The following is an 18863-nucleotide window of genomic DNA, read 5'->3' on the forward strand; positions in this document are numbered from 1 at the left end:
ACTTGAGCCCTCTATCAGCTCCTCAAGTGAGCTCATATTTACGCTTAGCTCATTGATGCTTTGCGTCGTATCCTCGGCGATTCTAGCCGTATCTTTTGCCATGAGTGCCATTTGGCTAAGGTTTTTGATACTCTCATTTAGATCGTTTCTAACATCTTCTATGCCGTCGTTGCCATTGCCAAGTGTGTCAAGCTCTTTTGAAAGCAGACCTCTTACTTTACTTTTGTGACTATCTTTTATACCAGTTACGCCGTTGCTCATAGAAACGGCATTTTGTTTAAATATACCGCGAAACCCCTCTGTAAAGATATTTCTATATGTTAGTCCGCTTTGAGCAGCATCTATTGAGGTTGAAATTTCTCTTTGGAGCGCCTCAACTTGATCAAGTAGGTCATTTATACCAAGTGCTACTTCATAAAGTGGGTCATTTTCTTTTACATTTACTATCCTAGGCTCTAAGATGCCATTTCTAGCTGAGCCTACTACGCTTAAAATTTCATTTATAGAGTCAAGTTTTTTTCCAAACATATTATAGCCTTTGTAGGTTATTTATAAATTCATCATAACTTATATTTTTTTCTTTTAAAAATTCAGTTAAAAATTTCATCGAAGCATCCATGCCACCGCTCTTTTCTACCGATAACAACTTTTGATATATAGGCTCTATTATCTCAATCGCCTTTGGATTTGGCTTGCGTCTAACTGAGTAGTAGCCAACTGGATTGTTTTGCACATCAAGTGAAGTTGTGATATTTGCAAAGACCCAGTAGTACCCGCCATCAAAGCTTTTGTTTTTAACATAAGCAAAAATTTCTTCTTTATTTTTTATGCGCTCCCAAAGTAGCTTGAAAACAGCTCTTGGCATATCTGGGTGTCTTATGATGTTGTGAGGCTTACCCAAGACTTCAGCTTGTTTAGCTCCAACTATCTTTAAAAATGGCTCATTACAATATGTAATACGTCCTTTTAAGTCAGTCTTTGAGACCAAAAAGGCGCTCTCTTCGACCATGTGTTCTTTGTTTTCAGACATCTTCTCTCCTTTAAGATTTTAATTATTTTAGTTTTTAACGGCTTTTGATAGATCCCACATCGGCAAAAATATACCAAGAGCTAGTAAAAGCACCATGCCCGCTATAAAAACGAGCAAGATAGGCTCGATATAGTTTGAGATGTTATCAATAATATCGTTAAATTTCATCCTGTAATAGTCAGTAACTTTTCCGGTCATATCATCCAAGCTACCGCTTTGCTCGCCAGCGCTTATCATCTGTATGAGCATATTTTCATATAAATTTGTATCTCTAAAGGCCTCTGTTAGGCTAACGCCTCTACCAACGAGTATCTTAACGCCGCTTAGCTTCTTTTTGATATCCTTGTTTGAGACCGTTATCACAGCCGTATCAAGGGCATCTGCTATAGGCAAACCAGCTCGAACAAGCTCTGTAAAGATGAGGTTAAACCTGCTCATATTCGAATAAAATATGATCTTACCAATGAGATAGACTTTCAAAAGGTATTTATCGACCTTATCTTGAAATTCTTCACTATCAAGGTAGTATTTTCTAAGCAAATATCCGATAAATGCAAGTGCTCCAAGGATATAAAAGCCGTAGTTTGTCATGACGTATTCGATATTTAGCAAAATTTTAGTTGGCAGTGGTAGCTCTGCATTTAACTGCTCAAAAATTTCTCTAAACTGCGGCACAACAAGTATCATAAGGATGACAAAGGCTATGATGATCGCGCAGATGACGGTTATCGGGTAGCGGATAGCTTTTTTAAATTTTTGCTGATTGTCCCAGACTTCTTGCAAGATAGAGGCGAGCTTTGCAAGCGCGTCAGCCATATTACCAGTGCTCTCACCAAGCCTTATCATCGCTAGTGTCACGTCGCCAAGCTCTTCTTTAAAATTTTCTATGCTATTTGTGAGGCTTGAGCCTTGATTTAGCTCCTCATCTATCGTTTGAAATATAAATTTCAGGCGCTTATCCTCGGTGGAGTTTGCAACCTCTTTAATGCTATCGTGGATAGAAATTCCAGCATTTGTCATAACGCTAAGCTGTCTTATGGTGGCAACTAAATTTGGAATTTTGACCTTTGGACTAGTAAAAGCCTTTGCGATCACATTTTGTAAATTTTCAAAGTTATTTATGCTAGAAGTTTGCGTCTCCTTGATCTTTACGATCATGCCAGTAACATTTGCTTTATCTTTGATCTCGCTTTTATTGTTCGCTCTTAGGCTCATCTTATGGCGTTTGCCGTTTTGGATGTACTCAACCTCAAAGTATTTCATATCTTAGCAACCCTATAAACTTCTTCAAGCGTAGTTATGCCATTTGCCGCTCTTATGACACCATCATGAAACATATCTATAAAACCCTCTTCGTAGGCTACGCTTTTAAGCTCATCTTTAGAAGCGCCATTTGCGACCATGCTTGCTATATGGTCACTAATAGGTAAAATTTCACTTATCATCTCACGTCCGAGATACCCAGTTTGCGAGCATTGCGGACATCCGACACTTTTGTAAAACTGATAGTTTTCAGGGACAAATTTCTTAACCTCGTCAAATGCCTTTTGAGATAGAGTGATCTTTTGTTTGCAGTGTGGGCAGAGCTTTCTAACAAGCCTTTGAGCCTCTATGCAAACGAGCGCACCACTTACTAGATAAGGCTCGATGCCCATATCTATCATACGAGGAAGCGCGCTAATGGCGTCATTTGTGTGAAGTGTAGAAAAGACAAGGTGACCAGTAAGTGCCGCTTGTATCGCTATGCGAAGCGTCTCTTGATCCCTGATCTCGCCTATCATTATGACATCAGGGTCTTGTCTCAAAATAGAACGGAGCGCTGAAACAAAGGTAAGTCCAGCCTTTTCATTTACATGCACTTGTTGGATCATATTTAGCTGGTATTCGACTGGATCTTCAACTGTTATGATCTTAGTTTTTACACTTTTTATATCATTTAGCGCACCATAAAGTGTAGTAGTCTTACCTGAACCTGTTGGACCAGTGACTAAAATGATACCATAAGGTGCTTTCATGCTCTTTTTAAATTTAGAAAAGTTGTCAGGATGCATGCCGAGGTCTTCTAAATTTATAATGACCTTTGACTTATCAAGAATTCTTAAAACTATACTTTCGCCATTTAATATAGGTAGCGTCGAGATACGAAAATCATACTCTTTGTCTAAAATTTGAGCTGAAAATCTACCATCTTGTGGGCGGCGGCGCTCTGCGATGTCCATGTTTGAAAGTAGCTTCATACGGCTAACCATCGGCGGATAGATATCTTTATCAAATATAAATGTCTCACTTAGCATGCCATCGATCCTGCTTCTTACGATGCAGTTTGTCTCGGTTGGCTCGATGTGGATGTCGCTGGCTCTGCTTTGGATAGATGTTTTTAAGATGATCTCGATTAGCTTTAAAATTCCAGAGTTTTCACTGTTTTGACCTTGGCTAGCCGAGCTTGAAAGCTCTCTTCTGATCTCTATTATCACATCTTTTATGCTCTCATTTAGTGCTAGCTTGCTTATATATTTTTCTATCTGAGTTGGCTGAGCGATGGCAACTTTTAGCAGTTTTCTATTAAATAAATTTTGCACCTTATCTTGAGCCATAACGTCAAATGGATTTTTAAAAGCGACATATACGCTTATCTCATCTTCTTTTACTGGGATCGCGCTATATGTCTTTAGCTGAGCGGTGCTTAGTTTTTCGCTGATGCGGTAGTCGATGTCGATATCATCAAGGTCAAAGTATAAAACCTTAAATTTCTCACTTATAAATTTAACAAAAGCCTTGATATCAAGCTCAAGGTCGTTTGAAATTTCATCGATATTTACATGCCCTCTCCTATAAATATCAGACAAAATTTCCATAAAGTCATCGTCATTTAGTAAATTTTCATCTCTTAAAATTTTAACAAGACCTTTGCCTTCTTGCTCGCTTATCTGCTTTATCTTTTCTATATCTGATGTGCTTAGTTTGCCGTTTTGTTCTATATTTTTTAAGATTACATTTTCTACATTTTTCATTATCTATACTCTATTTGTGATTTCAGGTCGTTATTTTTAAAAATTTTAAGCACTAACTTTGGTATTTGTCCATTTGTCGGACTGATCTCATACCTCGTGTCAGAGTTTGGCTCTTCAAAGATAAATGTGCCAAGCTCTTCAACATACTCTTTTTTTACAAATTTATCAAATAAAAATGAAAGTATATAATCACTCTTTGGAAGCCTGATATAGCTTATATCAACGCCATCTATCATAGCGTGAAATAAGAGCTTTTTCTTAAACAAGATGTCAGCAAAATAGGCAGCATTTTCTCTTGATTTTTCGCTCTTTACTAGCTTATCAATCGGAGTTGCTAGCCTGTTTAGATCGTTCATCTTTATGCAAGCGATGCCAAACATAGAAATTTGCTCTTCGTTATTTTGTGTTTTTAAAAAGTCCTCAACCTTTTGGTTGCAGACTTTTGCGTAGTTTGCGCTATTAAAGTCATCTCTTATCTCAGTCAGACTAACAGCAAAAACTTCACAAACAAAAACAAAAAAAATAGCAAAAAATTTCATAATGTTCCACTTTTTATCTTATTTATAAGCTCATTTATCGAAGCTTTGTTTAAGTTTTTATTATACTCCCTTAGAGCTTTTACGGCATCATCACTTTGTTTTAGCTTATATTTTGACTTTGCAAAGATGATCCATGACTCCTCTAAGCTATTATCTATATCGTTCGCAGCAAGCGACCACTTTATAGCTTCTTTGAAATTATTGTTTCTAAAATTTAATCTAGCAAGCTCAAGTGCAATAGTTGGATTATTGGTTTTTAAAAACTGCTCTCTTAGCACGCTCTCTTCATTTGATGCTGAAGTTACTTGTATATTTACACGCTTTCTAGCTGGCTTTGACTCAAGATCTATCACTTCATCTTGTGGCACGCTTATGCCATTTTGTTCGGTAAGTGGCTCTTCATCAGGGATGCTTAGCTTAAGCCAACCTTGTGAGCTTCTTTGCCTTTTTGGGTCATTTTTTGAAGTATCGTTTGTCTCGTTTATCTTTACAACCTCTTCAAGCTTTTTAGCTATCTTGTCAGCTAGCTCATCTTGTTTTTTACCCTCTTCAAATTTAGCCTTAGCAACCTCACTCTTTTGCTTTAGCTCACTAAGAACGCTTACATTTGTCTCATTTTTTTCTACCATTTTTACTGTGGTTGCATTTTTGGTTAAAACTTTATCGCTTTTATTAGCAAGACTTGGAGCTTTTTCTAAACTTAGAACTATCAACGCAGCCAGCAAAATGATGATAAGCAAAAGCTCGATGATTAAAATTTTAGAGTTTTTGGCATTAAAAATTTTATGCAAAAAGCCACCATTTTTTTTCTTGTAGCTCTCATAAAGCTTTTCTAGTCTTTGAATTTCTTGTGGCTCAAGCATCGATTAGCCCCGCATCAAGTGCAGCCATGGTAAGTATCATGATATTTGCCTTATCTCCGCTAAGCTTTGAAGGCTGATACTGCTCGTAGTATTCGCAAATTTCATAGAATTTATACATGATCTTGTTTAGCGTTCTTAAATTTCCACCGCAAAATGAGTAGGCGCACTCGTAGTCTTTTTTGTCAAATTTAAGGTATTTATCATAGTTTTTTTGACTAAGCTTTCTTTGCAAGTAGATGATGATCTCATTTACATCAGCACTACTTAGCTCGATGCTCTCCCAAATTCTAGTCTGAAAATAATCTTTCGCCAAAATATCTTCATTTTCAGTTTTATGTATCGTAAAGAGAAATTTAAACATCCTAGTGTCAGCCATAAGCCTTATCTTCTCGATAAGCTCAGTCGGATAGAGCTGCGCTTCATCTAGGATAACCGTCATTTGATTTTTTAAAATTTCATCTTTACTGCTAAAGTCTTTTGAATAAAATTTTATAAAGCTCTCAAAGTTGTTTATATCTTCAAGCTTTTTTCCATAAATTTGCTCACAAAGTGCCTCGATAAATGTCGCCTCGCTAAAAAATGGATGTGGAAAAAAGATGAGGCTTTTGTCTTCTTTTAGATCATTTGCGATCTTGTTTAGTAAAAAGGTCTTGCCGCTACCTGGCTTACCATAAAACAAGATGAGCTTTAGTGGCTTTTTTAGAGCTAAAACTATCTTGTTGTAGCAGCTTATAGAGTTGTCTAAATTTACGAAATTTAAACTCTCGTCTTCATCTATGAAAACATCTTTTATATGTGTATAAATATTTTCGTTACTCATAGATCGATTTAGAAAATCCTAGATCTTTTAGCGACTGCTGAACTGGTTTTGGATCTTCAAGATCAACAACTCTTGGCGTGATGACAAAGATAAGCTCAGTAGTTCTTACGCCATCTCTTGTGCTTTTAAAGACACTTCCTATCAAAGGTATGTCAGCTAGAAGTGGCACAGCTGTGTTTTGCTTATCTTTGGTCTGTCCGATAAGTCCGCCAAGTATGATCGTATCGCCACTATTTACCTGAACTACGGTTGAGAGTTTTTTCTGAACTGTATCAGGGGCGATCTCTCTAATGGTTGTATTTTGACCTCTTGTATCGTCTTCTGCGTATTTGAAGCTACTTAAGCTTGGGTTGATGCGAAGCATGATCTTATTGTTATCTGAGACTTCTGGGAGTAAATTTAACAAGATACCGATAAATACAGAGTATTGTTTATAAGTTGTTGTAAGCCTGTTGTTATTGTTATTGTTGCTACCATTATCTGTCTCTTCCATCACGCGGTAGTTTATATTATCACCCACAGAGATTAGCGCTTGTTGGTTGTTTAGAGTGGTTACTTTTGGACTTGAAACAACCTTTGTTTTACCATTTGTTTCAAGGAAATTTATCATACCATCAAGGCTAAAGTTTAAATTTGCAGCGATGTTTAACGTGCGTCCAAAGCCATCGCTTAAGCTGTTGCCCTTGTTTGTCCAGCTTGCACTTGAGCCGGTGCTAGAGCCTTGGTTGCCTATATATGAGTTAAATCCAAGCTCAAATTTACTCCAATCAACGCCTTGTTTATACTCATTGTTTAGATCAACTGCGATGATAGAAACGTCGATGATAACTTGCTTTTTAAGCCTTCTTTGCATCTCAGCTATATATTTTTCAACGCGTTTTAGCTGTGATGGGGTAGCTGTAACCGTGATAAGTCCAGCATTTTGGTTTATAATAGGATCTGGCGCTGTGATGTGCTCACTGCTATTGTTTAAGATAGCTTTTAGCTCAGCATCAAGCTTCTCCCAGAAGTCAAATTTCTCAGTTGTTCTTATCAAGTTGTTTTCATTTTTTATATCATTTGAGCTAGTATCACTGCTTGAGCTACTGCCTACCTCTGACGGAGAGGCATCAACAGAAGCTTTTGTAATGGCTGTGCCTTCACGGATAGAAGTTATATAGTCTATTTTAAAAATTTTTGTTTGAAGCGATGAGATTTTTAAGACATTATTTGAAAACTCATAGCTTAAATTTTTCTCATTTAAAAGTAGATCAAAGACTTCGCTTAGGCTCATGTTTCTTATATTTACGCCAAATACTTTATCATCGAGCTCTTTTTTGCTATAAGCATCTTTTGCAACGATACTAAAATCACACATTTCAGAGAGCTGGTTTAAAACATCTCCAAGACTTATATCGTCCGTGATCTTCATACTAAAATTTTTACTCAAGCATGTGCTTGGTTTTGCCATTATAGGAGTAGCTAAAAATGAAGCCAACGCCACAGTTATAATAAATTTACTTAATTTTGATACCAACATTTTTACTTCCATTTTTAAGAGTTAGTTCTTGTTTTTCATCATCTTTTATGATGATAACCTTGCTGCCATAAACACTTGTGATATTGTAATCATCAATCATATCTCCCACCTTATACCACTTGCCATTTATATTTGCTTTATTTAGCAAAATGGCCTTTAGCATAAACCCCCTTGCAGAAGAGTATTTTGTAGTGTTTTGATCGCCTTTTGGAGCAACTGGCAAATTTAGCTTAAAAGGATCTTGCAAACTAGAAATTTCACCACCATTAAGCCCTTTTCTTTGCTCTTTTATCTTAACAAAAACTTCATCATAGTTTTTCATCTCGCCTTCAAACTCACTGCCAAATAGACCAAGAGATAAAATTAAAAATAAACCAAATTTTTTCATCAGTACTTCATGCCCCACACAGAGATAGAGAGCTTAGCTCCTAGATCTTTTTGAGTGGAATTTATATCCATTTTGTGAAGATCTACTACGAGTTTTGACTCTTCAAGTCCGTTTATATAGCTAAGCATATCTTTAAAATTTCCAAGACAAGTGACATCTATATTTAAAATTTGCTCTATCTTTTGGAAATTTGGCTCTTTTATATCGCTTTTAAGCTCTAAAATTTTTATATTATTTTGCTTTGCCAAAAGCACGATACTATCTATATAGTTTGCCCAGTTTTGATTGTCAAAAAGCAAAAAAGAAAGCTCTTTAAGCTTTGAATCAAAATAGGTATTAAATTTCAAAATATTCGTGTAGCGAAGTTTTAGATTGCTTAAATTTCTATTTTCTTCATTTATCTTAAAATTTCTATCGCCATCAGGAGAGCTTACTGAGGCTAGATAGTTTCTGGTGTTTTCTAACTTTGTAGAAATTCTCGTATGTTTATCAAGCTTTTCATCAAAGAAATTTTGCGCAGGATCAAAGCATAGCATATAGACAAGGTAAGCTATGATAAGCGCTGAGCCAAGAAAAATAAGGTTTGTCTCGTTTGGCTTTTTGCTATCAAAGTATTGATCTATTTTGCTTAAAATATCTTGTCTCATTGTCTAATCTCTATGCTTATATTACTTTCATACTCGTGTTTAGCGTCATCTGAGCGAATTTTTTTAGTATTTACCAAGTATTTTTCATCTTTGCTGATATCTTTGATCAACTGGGTTATCCTTTTTTCATTATCACTAACCGCAGTTATGGTTAAATTTCTATCGTTATTTACGATGTTTGTGATATGAACTGCGTTTAGATTTAAAATATCGGTAATTTTAAAAAGATTTAAACCCTTCATAGCGTAATTATCTTTTTTATTTTCGATCTCAGCAAGCAGACCTTTTCTGAAATTTAGCTTTTCATTCTCTTTTTGAGTCTGTTCTTTTACCGCCTCTTGTTCTCTTGAAATTTTAGCTAGCGTCTCTTTTATCTGCATCTCTTGGGCGTTTAGGACGCTATATTCGTCATTTAGTCTTGCGCTGTCTTTTTCATAAACAAGACCAGCTATGTAGTTGTAAGCTGGATATAACATACTTAGCGCAAATGCCGCAGCGCAAGTGAGCAAAAATTTACCACTTTTTCTTTTGACAAATGGATCTGGACGAAGCATATTTGAGAGGTTAAAATTTTCATAAAATGGCTCTTTGGTATAAAATCTACCAAATAAAGCCATAACGTTATAACGCTCATTTATAGTATAGTTTTTGTTGTTTATCGCAACTTTTATGTTTATATACTCTGCATCCAAACCAAGTTTGGTTGAGATAAAATTTGCGAAATTTTTGATCTCATAGTCGCAATCTATGTAAATTTTCTTTATAGATATGCCATTTTGGCTATTTATAATGTTTAAAATATCGTTAAAGTAAAAGATATAATCTTCAAAAACTGTGTTTAGATCGTAGTTAAAGCCATCATCATCTTTATTTACAAGTCCTCTTTGAGATAAAACTTCGAGAAATTTATCATCGCTTAGGCGGTCGCCGCTTTGCTCTAAAAATTTATCTTTGAGATAGTTTAGGTTATAGCGAATTTCTCTTGCAGTAAAAAAATCACCATCTAAATATATACTTAAAAATGATTCATCTTTTCTAAGCGCGATAAAGCAGTCTGCTTGTGTGCTAGGCAGCAAGCCTTTTTTATAAATAGCAGAGTAGATCAAAGGCTCAGGCGCAAGGTAGTCGATATATGGGACCTTTTTTGCAACTGCTTTAAAGGTCGAATTTATATCTTCATTTGTGATAGCAAAAACAGTAAAAATTCTCTCTTGAGCTTTTGTAGTGCCTTCTGAAAAGAATATCTTATTATCAAGCGCAGGATCAAGTGAGAGCTCTGCATAGACCTTTGAATAAAGCTCCTCGTAAAGGGTGTCGTTATCAACGCTTCTAGGGATAAAAATAGTTGTTGTTTTTAAGTCTTTAAATTTTATGTATGAGATGAAAAAGTCGCGTTTATTGACTGTTTTTGAAAAGTTAAAAGCTTCTACATTGCTGTTGTGATAACGAAATCCTTTATAGTCATACGGATCTAGTGCGACTATAGAAATTTCACTATTTTTTTTAATATTCATCATGAATCAAAAGACCTTCCTAAACGCTTATATTGGGTATTTTAATATCTTTAAAATAAAAAATCAATAGCCGATTATCTGATTTAGGCTCTTTTCTTCTTTGCTCCAGCCTTTTTTAACGACTACATCGAGCTTTAAAAAGACCTTTGTGTTGGTTAAATTTTGTATTAACTTTCTTGCAAAAATTCCTATTCGTTTAATGGTTTCACCATTTTTTCCAATGATCATACTTTTATGGATGTCGCGCTCTGTGATGATGCTCGCATAAATTTCAGTTATACCTGTTTTTTCTTTTACGCTTTTTATGATCGCATCACTAAGATATGGTATCTCGTCGCTTAAATTTTCATAGATCGCTTCAAGTATAAATTCTCTAAAAATTTCCTTCTCATTTGTCGGCGTAAGAAATTCTGGATCATAAAAGTACTCATGCTCTGGCAAAAGCTTGCAAATTTCATCAAGAAGCGGCTTTTTATATGTAGGCTGCTTGGTGCTAAAAGTAAGCAAAGCTGCAAATTTATCTTGAAATTTCTGGTACTGAGTGATCTTTTCAAGCACTTTTGCATTTGAGCTCTCATCGACTTTTGTTAGCACTAAGATATGCGGTTTTTCTGGATTTAGAGCTAGAAATTTCTCATAGTCGCTTGTATCATCATGGATAGGCGCTAAAAATACGATGAGATCGCAGTCTCCCATCGATTTTATAGCTTGGCTGATTAGCAGTTGATTTATCGCTTTGTTGCTCTCGTGAAGTCCTGGCGTGTCGGTAAAGATGATCTGATCTTCGCCATTCATCACGATGCCATTTATCTTTCTGCGAGTTGCATTTTGCTTGTGCGAGACAATGGCGATCTTTTCGTTTAATAAGGCATTTAAAAACGAGCTTTTGCCAGCATTTGTGCGTCCTATGATGCTAACAAAGCCTGATTTCAAAGTATGTACCTCGCTAGATCTTGGTCTTCAACCACGTCTTTTAGGCGCTCTTTTACAAGCTCTTTTGTCACATTTATCTTCTCGCCACTCTTTTCGCTAGCCTCAAAGCTGATATCTTCTATCACGCGCTCGATCACCGTGTGAAGGCGTCTAGCGCCGATATCTTCCATCTTTTCATTTGCCGCATGAGCGATCCTAGCTATCTCTTTTATCGCTTCATCGTCAAATTCTAGCTCGACATTTTCAGTTGAAAGAAGCGCGATATATTGTTTTAAAAGCGAATTTTTTGGCTGTGTTAAAATTTGATAAAGCGCATCCTCATCAAGGCTATCAAGCTCGACCCTTAGTGGAAAACGGCCTTGAAGCTCTGGGATGAGATCGCTTGGTTTGCTTATGTGAAAGGCGCCAGCTGCGATAAATAAAATATGATCTGTCTTTAAATTTCCAAATTTGGTATTAACATTTGAGCCCTCAACGATAGGTAGCAAGTCTCTTTGCACGCCCTCTTTACTTGGGTCTTGCCTGTTTGAGCTACCTGAGCCAACGGCAACCTTATCGATCTCGTCTATAAAGATGATGCCCTCGTTTTCAGCTCTTCTTAAAGCCTCAGTTTTTACGCTCTCAAGGTCCAAAATTTTATCATTTGCTTCACTTTGAAGGGCTTTTTTAGCGTCTTTTACTTTCATCTCTTTTTTGATATTTTTACCGCCGATGCCAATTATCTTTATAAAGCTCTCTTGCATCTGCGCCATATCAGGTGGCACGTTTGAGCCAGCTTCAAGCGGGTTTTGCTGCACCTCTATCTCTATACTTAGTTCGTCAAGCTCGCCGTTTCTTAGCCTATTTAGCATTTTTTCATAGCTCTTTGCGTACTCTGCTTGCTTCTCTTCGCTCGCACCTTTTGGAAGTGGCGGAAGTAGCTTTGAGACGATCTTTTCTTCGATGTAGGCATTTATCTTATCTTGATTTTTCTCGCTTTGCTCGTTTTTTACGAGATTATATGACGCCATAGCAAGGTCTCTTACCATGCTCTCAACGTCACGACCAACAAAGCCAACCTCAGTATATTTACTAGCCTCGACCTTTATAAAAGGCAACCCCATCATCTTTGAAAGTCGCCTTGCAATCTCGGTTTTACCAACGCCAGTTGAGCCGATCATCAAGATATTTTTTGGCATGATGTCATCTTGCAAGCTCTTTTCAAGCTTCATACGGCGATACCTGTTGCGAAGTGCGATCGCTATGATCTTTTTGGCGTCTTTTTGTCCGATCACATAGTCATCTAAAAATTTAACAATTTCTCTTGGTGTTAAGTTCATTTTCTCTCTTATTCTAAAACATAAGTTTTGATGTTTGTATTTGTATAGATACAAATTTCGCCGGCGATCTTAAGACTCTCTTTGACTAGCTCCTCTTCGTCGATATCGGCAAATTTATCTAGGGCACGAGCCGCTGAAAGTGCGTAGTTGCCGCCACTTCCGATAGCTGCTATCTTGCCATCTTCTGGCTCAACAACATCTCCTGTGCCACTAAGTAAGAAAATTTTATCCCTATCAAGCACAAGCATCATCGCCTCGAGCTTTCTTAGATACTTGTCTTTGCGCCACTCTTTGCTAAATTCTATCACCGCCTTTAGCAAGTCCCCCTTTGTATGTTCTAAATTTTTCTCAAACATATCAAAGAGATTAAACGCGTCAGCAGTGCTGCCAGCAAAGCCAGCTAGGACTTTGCCGTTGTGAATTTTGCGGATTTTTACGGCATTGCCTTTTAAGACGGTGTTGCCAAAGCTCACCTGTCCATCACCGCCGATGACCGCTTTATTTTTGCCTTTGTAGGCTAAGATGGTTGTCGCATGAAACATCTACTCTCCTTGCACATCAACCTTTAAGGTCGCATTTATAGAGTGTCCAAGCTTTATAGAGACATCATAAAGACCAACTGCTTTTAGGTGCGTGTCTAGGTCGATAGCCTTTTTCTCAACTACCAAATGATGCGTCTTTTCAAGCTCTGCTGCGATCTCCTCTTTTGAAACTGAGCCAAAAAGAGAACCATTTGCGCCAAGAGTTTTCTTGACGACGACTGTCACTTTTGCAAGCTCTTCTTTTAGTTTTTCTAAATTTGCGATCTCATATTTTAGCTCTTCAGCCTTTCTCTTTTGAGCCGCTTCGTATTGGCGGAGCACATCTGGAGTGGCTGCTTTTGCAAAGCCTTTGCCGATCAAGAAGTTGTTGCCGTAGCCGTCTTTTACCTCTTTTATCTCGCCAGCTTTTCCAAGACCTTTTACATCTTTTATTAATAATACTTTCATTTTTGTCCTTTTTAAAATTTATTGTTAGTCAAATTTTCGCCCATTTTTGCGTGCGATTATAAAGCGAAGTGCATTTAGTTTGATAAATCCAGCTGCATCTTTTTGATCATAAACACTATCTTCTTCAAACGTGCAGTATGCCTCGCTAAATAGATTATCATCTTTACTGCTTCTATCAAGGATAGTCACATTGCCTTTATAAAGCTCAACTTTAACAGAGCCATTTACGTGCTCTTGGCTCTTGTCGATGAGCGCTTGGAGCATATTTCGCTCAGGTGACCACCAGTAACCATTATAAATTAGTTCGGCATATTTTGGCATGATCTCATCTTTTAAGTGAGCCGCACCGCGGTCAAGCGTGATACTCTCTATCGCTCTGTGAGCTTTTAGCATTATCGTTCCACCCGGAGTTTCATAGCAGCCGCGGCTCTTCATACCAACTGAGCGGTTTTCTACGATGTCAAGTCTGCCGATGCCGTGTTTTGCGCCAAGGCGGTTTAGCTCGGTCAAAATTTCAGCTGGGCTCATTTTTTTGCCATTTATGCTCACTGGATCGCCTTTTTCGTAGCCGATCTCGATGATCTCGCTCTTATCTGGGGCATTTTTAGGATCAACGCACCATCTCCACATATCATCTTCTGGTGCGTGGCTCGGGTCTTCAAGCACTAAGCCTTCGTAGCTTATGTGAAGTAAATTTGCGTCCATTGAGTATGGGCTCTTGCCTGGCTTTTTGGTGATATCTATGCCGTTTTTCTCAGCGTATGCCAAAAGTTTTTCACGGCTGTTTAGATCCCACTCGCGCCATGGAGCAATTATAGTTAGATTATCGCCAAGCGCGTAGTAGCCAAGCTCAAAGCGAACTTGATCGTTGCCTTTGCCTGTTGCTCCGTGGCTCACGCCGTCAGCGCCAACAAGTCTTGCGATCTCGCTTTGGCGTTTTGCTATTAGCGGGCGCGCGATTGATGTGCCAAGCAGATATTCGCCCTCATAGACTGCGTTTGCTCTAAACATTGGAAATACATAATCACGTACAAATTCTTCTCTTAAATCTTCTATAAAAATGTTTTCAGGTTTTACGCCAAGCGCTAGGGCTTTTTTGCGTGCAGGCTCTAGCTCTTCGCCTTGTCCGATATCAGCTGTAAATGTGACTACTTCGCATTTGTATTCGTCTTGAAGCCACTTTAAAATAATACTTGTGTCAAGTCCGCCTGAGTATGCTAAAACAACTTTTTTTACATCTTTTTTCATAGCTGTCCTTTTGTTAAAATGGTCGTATTTTAGCCTAAATTGATTAATCTTTAATAAATTAATCTATTAAATAATGTAAGTAAAATTTTATTTTTCTGATAGTTTTTGTCTGCGAAAATTACAAATTTTAGTCTAAGTGAGATTTGCTTGCAAATTTTAAATTTACAAGCAAAGTGTTTTTCTAAACGCCTAGAAATTTAGCAAGGGCAAAATAAAATATAGCCGATGAGATAGCAGCTGCAGGAAGCGTGATGAGCCAAGCTAGGATGATAGGTCTTACCATTTTCCAGTTTGCATTTTTATTTACAATACCAATGCCCAAAACAGCGCCTATTAGGATATGCGTAGAGCTTACTGGTATGCCAAGCTTTGTAGCTAGAAGTATTACGATACTTGAGGCAAGCTCCGCGCTAAAGCCAGTCGTCGGCAAAATTTCAGCCAGTTTTGAGCCAATAGTTGTGATCACTTCTTTGCCTAAAAACCAAAGTCCAACAACAAGCGAGATGCCAAAGGTTACCATTGCGATGCTTGGTATGGGTGAGCTTTCGTTTATAGAGCCAGTTTTTAGCACGTCAAGCACGGCTGCAAATGGTCCAACTGCGTTTGCGATGTCGTTCGCGCCATGTGAAAAAGCAAAAGATGAAGCGGTAAAAATTTGAAACCATGAGAAAATTCTACTGATGCTCTTTTCGCTATCGTTTTTGCTCATGACGTTTATGATAGCAAGGCTTGCAAGATACGCTAGAGCGCCGATGACAAAGATGATCCAGACTGTTTGGATGATACTAAAGGCTAAATTTATATGCTCAAGCCCTTTAAAAAGCATCATTGATGAGATGACCATTGCGGCAAATCCAGCGATGATCGGGATGTGCTTTTTCATCGCTTTAAAAGTATCTATCTCTTTTTCGCTATCTTTCATGATGCGAATTTTTGAGCGGTACTCGCTGTATTCAGTGGTTTCGATCTCGTCCTCATCGATAACTGCAATCTTTGAAAGAGTGGCTATCTGCTCCTCAGCTGGCTTTGTTTTAAGCGCTTTTATAAAGCTTTCTTTATAGGCTTTTCTCTCAGCTTTTAATGCTTTTAAATTTGTCTTTAGCTCGTGCGTTGGCTCGATTATTTTGCTTTTTACGTAGCCAAATATGATGTAAGACATCACGCCGCCAAGCAGTGGTGAGATGACCCAACTAACGGCGATCCTGCCGATCTCGCCCCAAGAGACCATATTAAATGGCTCAGGGTCTTTTATCATAAACCCCATGGCAAGTCCTGCGCCAACGATGCCACCAACTATCGAGTGAGTTGTCGAGACTGGCAGACCTTTTTTGGACGCATAAAATAGCCAAAGACCTGAGCTTAGGAGGGCTGAGATCATAATGATTACAAATTTCATCGGGTTTATGTCGCTTGGAAATTTCACGATCTCGTTTCTAATCGTATTTGTAACCTCAGATCCTGCAAATATCGCGCCGCTAAGCTCAAAAATGGCTGCGATTACAAGAGCTTGTTTTAGTGTGAGTGTTTTTGCGCCAACGCTTGTGCCAAAGCTGTTTGCAACGTCATTTCCGCCGATATTAAACGCCATAAAAAGACCAAACATACCAGCGATCAAGAATAAAAAGTAGTTATTTGTCGGGATGTATTGATAGCCCCAAACGAAAAATCCAACGCTGCAAATCGCAAAAATAACTAACGCCAAGAAGTTATCTCGAAGCAATCAAGCCCCCTTGTAAGAGTTTTTGGCAAAATTATATCTTGAAAATTATTAAAGTTTTTAGAATTTTCTCACTTTAAATGATACTAAATTATCATATGTTAGAATTTGGCAAAAATATTAAGGATAAATTTTGGTTATAGCGATCGATCTTGGCTCAAACACCTTTCGCGTGGCGCTTATAAAAAAGGTGCAAAATGGCTTTAGCAACGAGCAAATTTATGAAAAAATAGTTGGAGCTGCAAGGGGCTTAAACGAAAGTGGCAAGATAGGTTTGGAGGCTAAAAATAGGCTTTTTGAAGCGATAGTGGAGGCTAAAAGCAAATTTGACTTTGCTAAATTTAAATGTGTGGCAGTCGCAACTGAAGCTTTTAGAGCAGCATCAAATAGCGAAGAAATTTTTAGTGAGATAAGAGAGAAATTTGGCATAAATTTTCATATCATTGACGGGCAATCTGAAGCAAAACTTACATTTTTAGGCGTGCAAAATGCTTTAAGAAAGCTTGGCATAAATGATAAATTTAGCATCATCGACATCGGCGGTGCAAGCTCAGAGATAGGCGACGATGGCAAATTTATAAGCTTTAAATTTGGCATCATCACCTTTTACGAGAGGTTTAAAGCGCTTGATCTGATGCAAGAAAATGCAAAAATTTATACAAAAGAGGCAAGGGAATTTTTAACAAGTCTTAACAATAGACTTATCGTGCTAACTTCTGGCGTGCCGACCACTATCGCAGCGCTAAAGCTTGGGCTAAACTACGAAAGCTACGATCCCAAAAAAGTGAGTGGATATGAGCTTAAAAATGATGATCTTACTTGGTTTGTAAATGAGCTTTTAAAGATGGATGACAAAAGCGCTGACCTGGCGGTTGGAAGAAGCAGAAAGTATCCGCTCATCGCTGGAACGCTGCTTTTAAAAGAGCTTTTAAGCGGGCAAGAAGCGAAATTTATAGTAATAGACGATGGGCTTAGAGAGGGCGTTGGGGCGGCTTATTTAAAAGGCATATTTCAAGAAATTATCACGAAATTTTAGTTATGATTTCAAAAATTTAAAGGAGAGAAAATGAGCATAAGAGAGCAAATTTTAGCTGATATAAAAGAGGCTATGAAGGTAAAAGATGAGTTTAAAAGGGATACTTTAAGGACGCTAAATGCAGCACTTAAGCAGGTTGAAGTCGATCAAAGGATCGAGATGACCGACGAGGTCGTGCTTCCGCTACTTCAAAAAGAGATCAAAAAGAGAGCTGACTCGGTTGAGCTCTATCTAAAGGGAGCAAGAGAGGATCTAGCCAAAAAAGAGCAGAGCGAGATAGAGCTGATCAAGGCATATCTACCAGCTCAGCTAAGCGATGATGAGTTAAAAGAGAAGATCAAAAGCATAATTGAAAAGGTTGGTAAAAATTTAGGCGCTGTGATGAAAATGGCAAAAGATGAGATCGGAGCGAGCGCTGAAGCAAAACGCATAAGCATGATCGCAAAAGAGCTTTTGAGTTAAAAACTAGATAAACCCATGTAAATTTTCGCATGGGTTTTAAAAGCTATAGTTAAATTTTATATGCTATAAAGGTATTTTATTTATTTTTAAATTTTTAAAAAGCTACTTTGAAAAATAAAATAAATTTACATATTTTTTTTAAAAAACCTTGACAAATGGCATTAAAGTCTATATAATTACAACTCTTAAAAACATTGGGGTATCGCCAAGCGGTAAGGCAACTGGTTTTGGTCCAGTCATTCAGAGGTTCGAATCCTCTTACCCCATCCACTTTTAAAAATCCCAAACAACTCTTATCGCGGAGTAGAGCAGTGGTAGCTCGTCGGGCTCATAACCCGAAGGTCGGCGGTTCAAATCCGTCCTCCGCAACCAAATACCAAGGACTTTTACCACCTTTTAACTAAACACCAACTCCCATACCATCACGTATATCATCAACATTTAGATGCACGTAATGCAAGCTACTTTTAATATCTGTATGACCCATAAAAGTCATCAGTTTATGAGCATTAAATCCCTTCAAACTCACTAACCTAGAAGCCACTGTATGGCGTAATACGTAAAGACCGTGAGTGTTGCTAGTCCCTAAATATCCAAGATGGTTTCTCACAGCCCACCACATACGATTTGCTGTATCGTGATTTAGGTGGGTTATGGGACACTTTTCAAGTGGTAGGTCTTTGCAATTATCATAAGGCTAATTAAAAATGTCAAATTTATTTCGTTAACGTCAAGAGCAATGTTTTTTGTAGTTATGATATAGCTCTTTTAGGTATCAATTAGTACGTTATGCGAATTTGTTTCATAAAGAGTTTAAATATTTTTAAA

At 37.6% G+C, this 18863-nt stretch carries 19 protein-coding genes and 2 tRNA genes; 4 read left to right on the forward strand and 17 right to left on the reverse strand.

The window, feature by feature from the left end:
• Positions 1-529 precede the first annotated feature (529 nt).
• The 16 genes from F3G86_RS06030 to F3G86_RS06105 form a co-directional block, all read right to left on the reverse strand.
• Positions 530-1030, reverse strand: a complete 501-nt coding sequence (locus tag F3G86_RS06030; RefSeq protein ID WP_087583220.1) for a PAS domain-containing protein — start codon at positions 1028-1030, stop codon at positions 530-532.
• 27 nt (positions 1031-1057) lie between these two features.
• The gene (locus tag F3G86_RS06035; RefSeq protein WP_021089179.1) at positions 1058-2293 is read right to left on the reverse strand and encodes a type II secretion system F family protein; all 1236 of its coding nucleotides are present in this window, start codon (positions 2291-2293) and stop codon (positions 1058-1060) included.
• A complete protein-coding gene (locus F3G86_RS06040; protein ID WP_149723316.1) occupies positions 2290-4041 on the reverse strand; it encodes a GspE/PulE family protein in 1752 nt (583 codons plus the stop codon). The genes F3G86_RS06035 and F3G86_RS06040 overlap by 4 nt, the downstream gene beginning before the upstream one ends.
• Positions 4041-4580, reverse strand: coding sequence for a hypothetical protein (locus F3G86_RS06045; RefSeq protein ID WP_021092328.1), 540 nt, complete (start codon positions 4578-4580; stop codon positions 4041-4043). Before F3G86_RS06045 ends, F3G86_RS06040 begins: the two co-directional genes overlap by 1 nt.
• Positions 4577-5443: a CDC27 family protein gene (locus tag F3G86_RS06050; protein ID WP_149713209.1), complete on the reverse strand. Its 867-nt coding sequence runs from the start codon at positions 5441-5443 to the stop codon at positions 4577-4579. The genes F3G86_RS06045 and F3G86_RS06050 overlap by 4 nt, the downstream gene beginning before the upstream one ends.
• Positions 5436-6263, reverse strand: a complete 828-nt coding sequence (locus F3G86_RS06055) for an ATP-binding protein (protein WP_103558079.1) — start codon at positions 6261-6263, stop codon at positions 5436-5438. The genes F3G86_RS06050 and F3G86_RS06055 overlap by 8 nt, the downstream gene beginning before the upstream one ends.
• Positions 6256-7782: a pilus (MSHA type) biogenesis protein MshL gene (mshL, locus tag F3G86_RS06060; RefSeq protein WP_149723317.1), complete on the reverse strand. Its 1527-nt coding sequence runs from the start codon at positions 7780-7782 to the stop codon at positions 6256-6258. The genes F3G86_RS06055 and mshL overlap by 8 nt, the downstream gene beginning before the upstream one ends.
• Positions 7760-8170, reverse strand: a complete 411-nt coding sequence (locus F3G86_RS06065; protein ID WP_149723318.1) for a hypothetical protein — start codon at positions 8168-8170, stop codon at positions 7760-7762. The genes mshL and F3G86_RS06065 overlap by 23 nt, the downstream gene beginning before the upstream one ends.
• Positions 8170-8817, reverse strand: coding sequence for a hypothetical protein (locus F3G86_RS06070; protein WP_012001744.1), 648 nt, complete (start codon positions 8815-8817; stop codon positions 8170-8172). Before F3G86_RS06070 ends, F3G86_RS06065 begins: the two co-directional genes overlap by 1 nt.
• On the reverse strand, positions 8814-10334 hold the full coding sequence (locus tag F3G86_RS06075) for a PilN family protein (protein WP_107849524.1): 1521 nt from the start codon (positions 10332-10334) through the stop codon (positions 8814-8816). The genes F3G86_RS06070 and F3G86_RS06075 overlap by 4 nt, the downstream gene beginning before the upstream one ends.
• Positions 10335-10394: 60 nt before the next feature.
• Positions 10395-11264 carry a GTPase Era gene (gene era / locus F3G86_RS06080; protein ID WP_021086219.1) on the reverse strand — a complete coding sequence of 290 codons (870 nt, stop codon included), beginning with the start codon at positions 11262-11264 and terminating at the stop codon, positions 10395-10397.
• A complete protein-coding gene (gene hslU, locus F3G86_RS06085) occupies positions 11261-12583 on the reverse strand; it encodes an ATP-dependent protease ATPase subunit HslU (RefSeq protein ID WP_021089127.1) in 1323 nt (440 codons plus the stop codon). Before hslU ends, era begins: the two co-directional genes overlap by 4 nt.
• Positions 12584-12591: 8 nt before the next feature.
• Complete coding sequence (gene hslV / locus F3G86_RS06090; RefSeq protein WP_002940451.1) at positions 12592-13125, reverse strand: ATP-dependent protease subunit HslV; 534 nt, start codon at positions 13123-13125, stop codon at positions 12592-12594.
• Positions 13126-13572: a 50S ribosomal protein L9 gene (gene rplI, locus F3G86_RS06095; RefSeq protein WP_009293837.1), complete on the reverse strand. Its 447-nt coding sequence runs from the start codon at positions 13570-13572 to the stop codon at positions 13126-13128. It abuts the gene before it with no gap.
• A gap of 24 nt (positions 13573-13596) precedes the next feature.
• Positions 13597-14820 carry an argininosuccinate synthase gene (locus F3G86_RS06100; protein ID WP_149723319.1) on the reverse strand — a complete coding sequence of 408 codons (1224 nt, stop codon included), beginning with the start codon at positions 14818-14820 and terminating at the stop codon, positions 13597-13599.
• A gap of 181 nt (positions 14821-15001) precedes the next feature.
• Positions 15002-16540: an inorganic phosphate transporter gene (locus tag F3G86_RS06105; protein WP_149723320.1), complete on the reverse strand. Its 1539-nt coding sequence runs from the start codon at positions 16538-16540 to the stop codon at positions 15002-15004.
• A 130-nt stretch (positions 16541-16670) separates the two neighbouring features.
• Between F3G86_RS06105 and F3G86_RS06110 the strand changes: the two genes are divergently transcribed.
• From F3G86_RS06110 to F3G86_RS06125, 4 genes are all read left to right on the forward strand, one after another.
• Positions 16671-17573, forward strand: coding sequence for a Ppx/GppA phosphatase family protein (locus F3G86_RS06110; RefSeq protein ID WP_087583212.1), 903 nt, complete (start codon positions 16671-16673; stop codon positions 17571-17573).
• A gap of 30 nt (positions 17574-17603) precedes the next feature.
• The gene (locus F3G86_RS06115; protein WP_149723321.1) at positions 17604-18035 is read left to right on the forward strand and encodes a GatB/YqeY domain-containing protein; all 432 of its coding nucleotides are present in this window, start codon (positions 17604-17606) and stop codon (positions 18033-18035) included.
• A 195-nt stretch (positions 18036-18230) separates the two neighbouring features.
• Positions 18231-18305, forward strand: a tRNA-Gln gene (locus F3G86_RS06120).
• 27 nt (positions 18306-18332) lie between these two features.
• Positions 18333-18407, forward strand: a tRNA-Met gene (locus F3G86_RS06125).
• Positions 18408-18435: 28 nt separating this feature from the next.
• Here F3G86_RS06125 and F3G86_RS11210 read toward each other — a convergent pair.
• Positions 18436-18690 carry a tyrosine-type recombinase/integrase gene (locus F3G86_RS11210; protein WP_223228564.1) on the reverse strand — a complete coding sequence of 85 codons (255 nt, stop codon included), beginning with the start codon at positions 18688-18690 and terminating at the stop codon, positions 18436-18438.
• Positions 18691-18863 lie beyond the last annotated feature (173 nt).

The sequence above is a fragment of the Campylobacter concisus genome (assembly GCF_902460595.1).
GTDB lineage: Bacteria > Campylobacterota > Campylobacteria > Campylobacterales > Campylobacteraceae > Campylobacter_A > Campylobacter_A concisus_BL.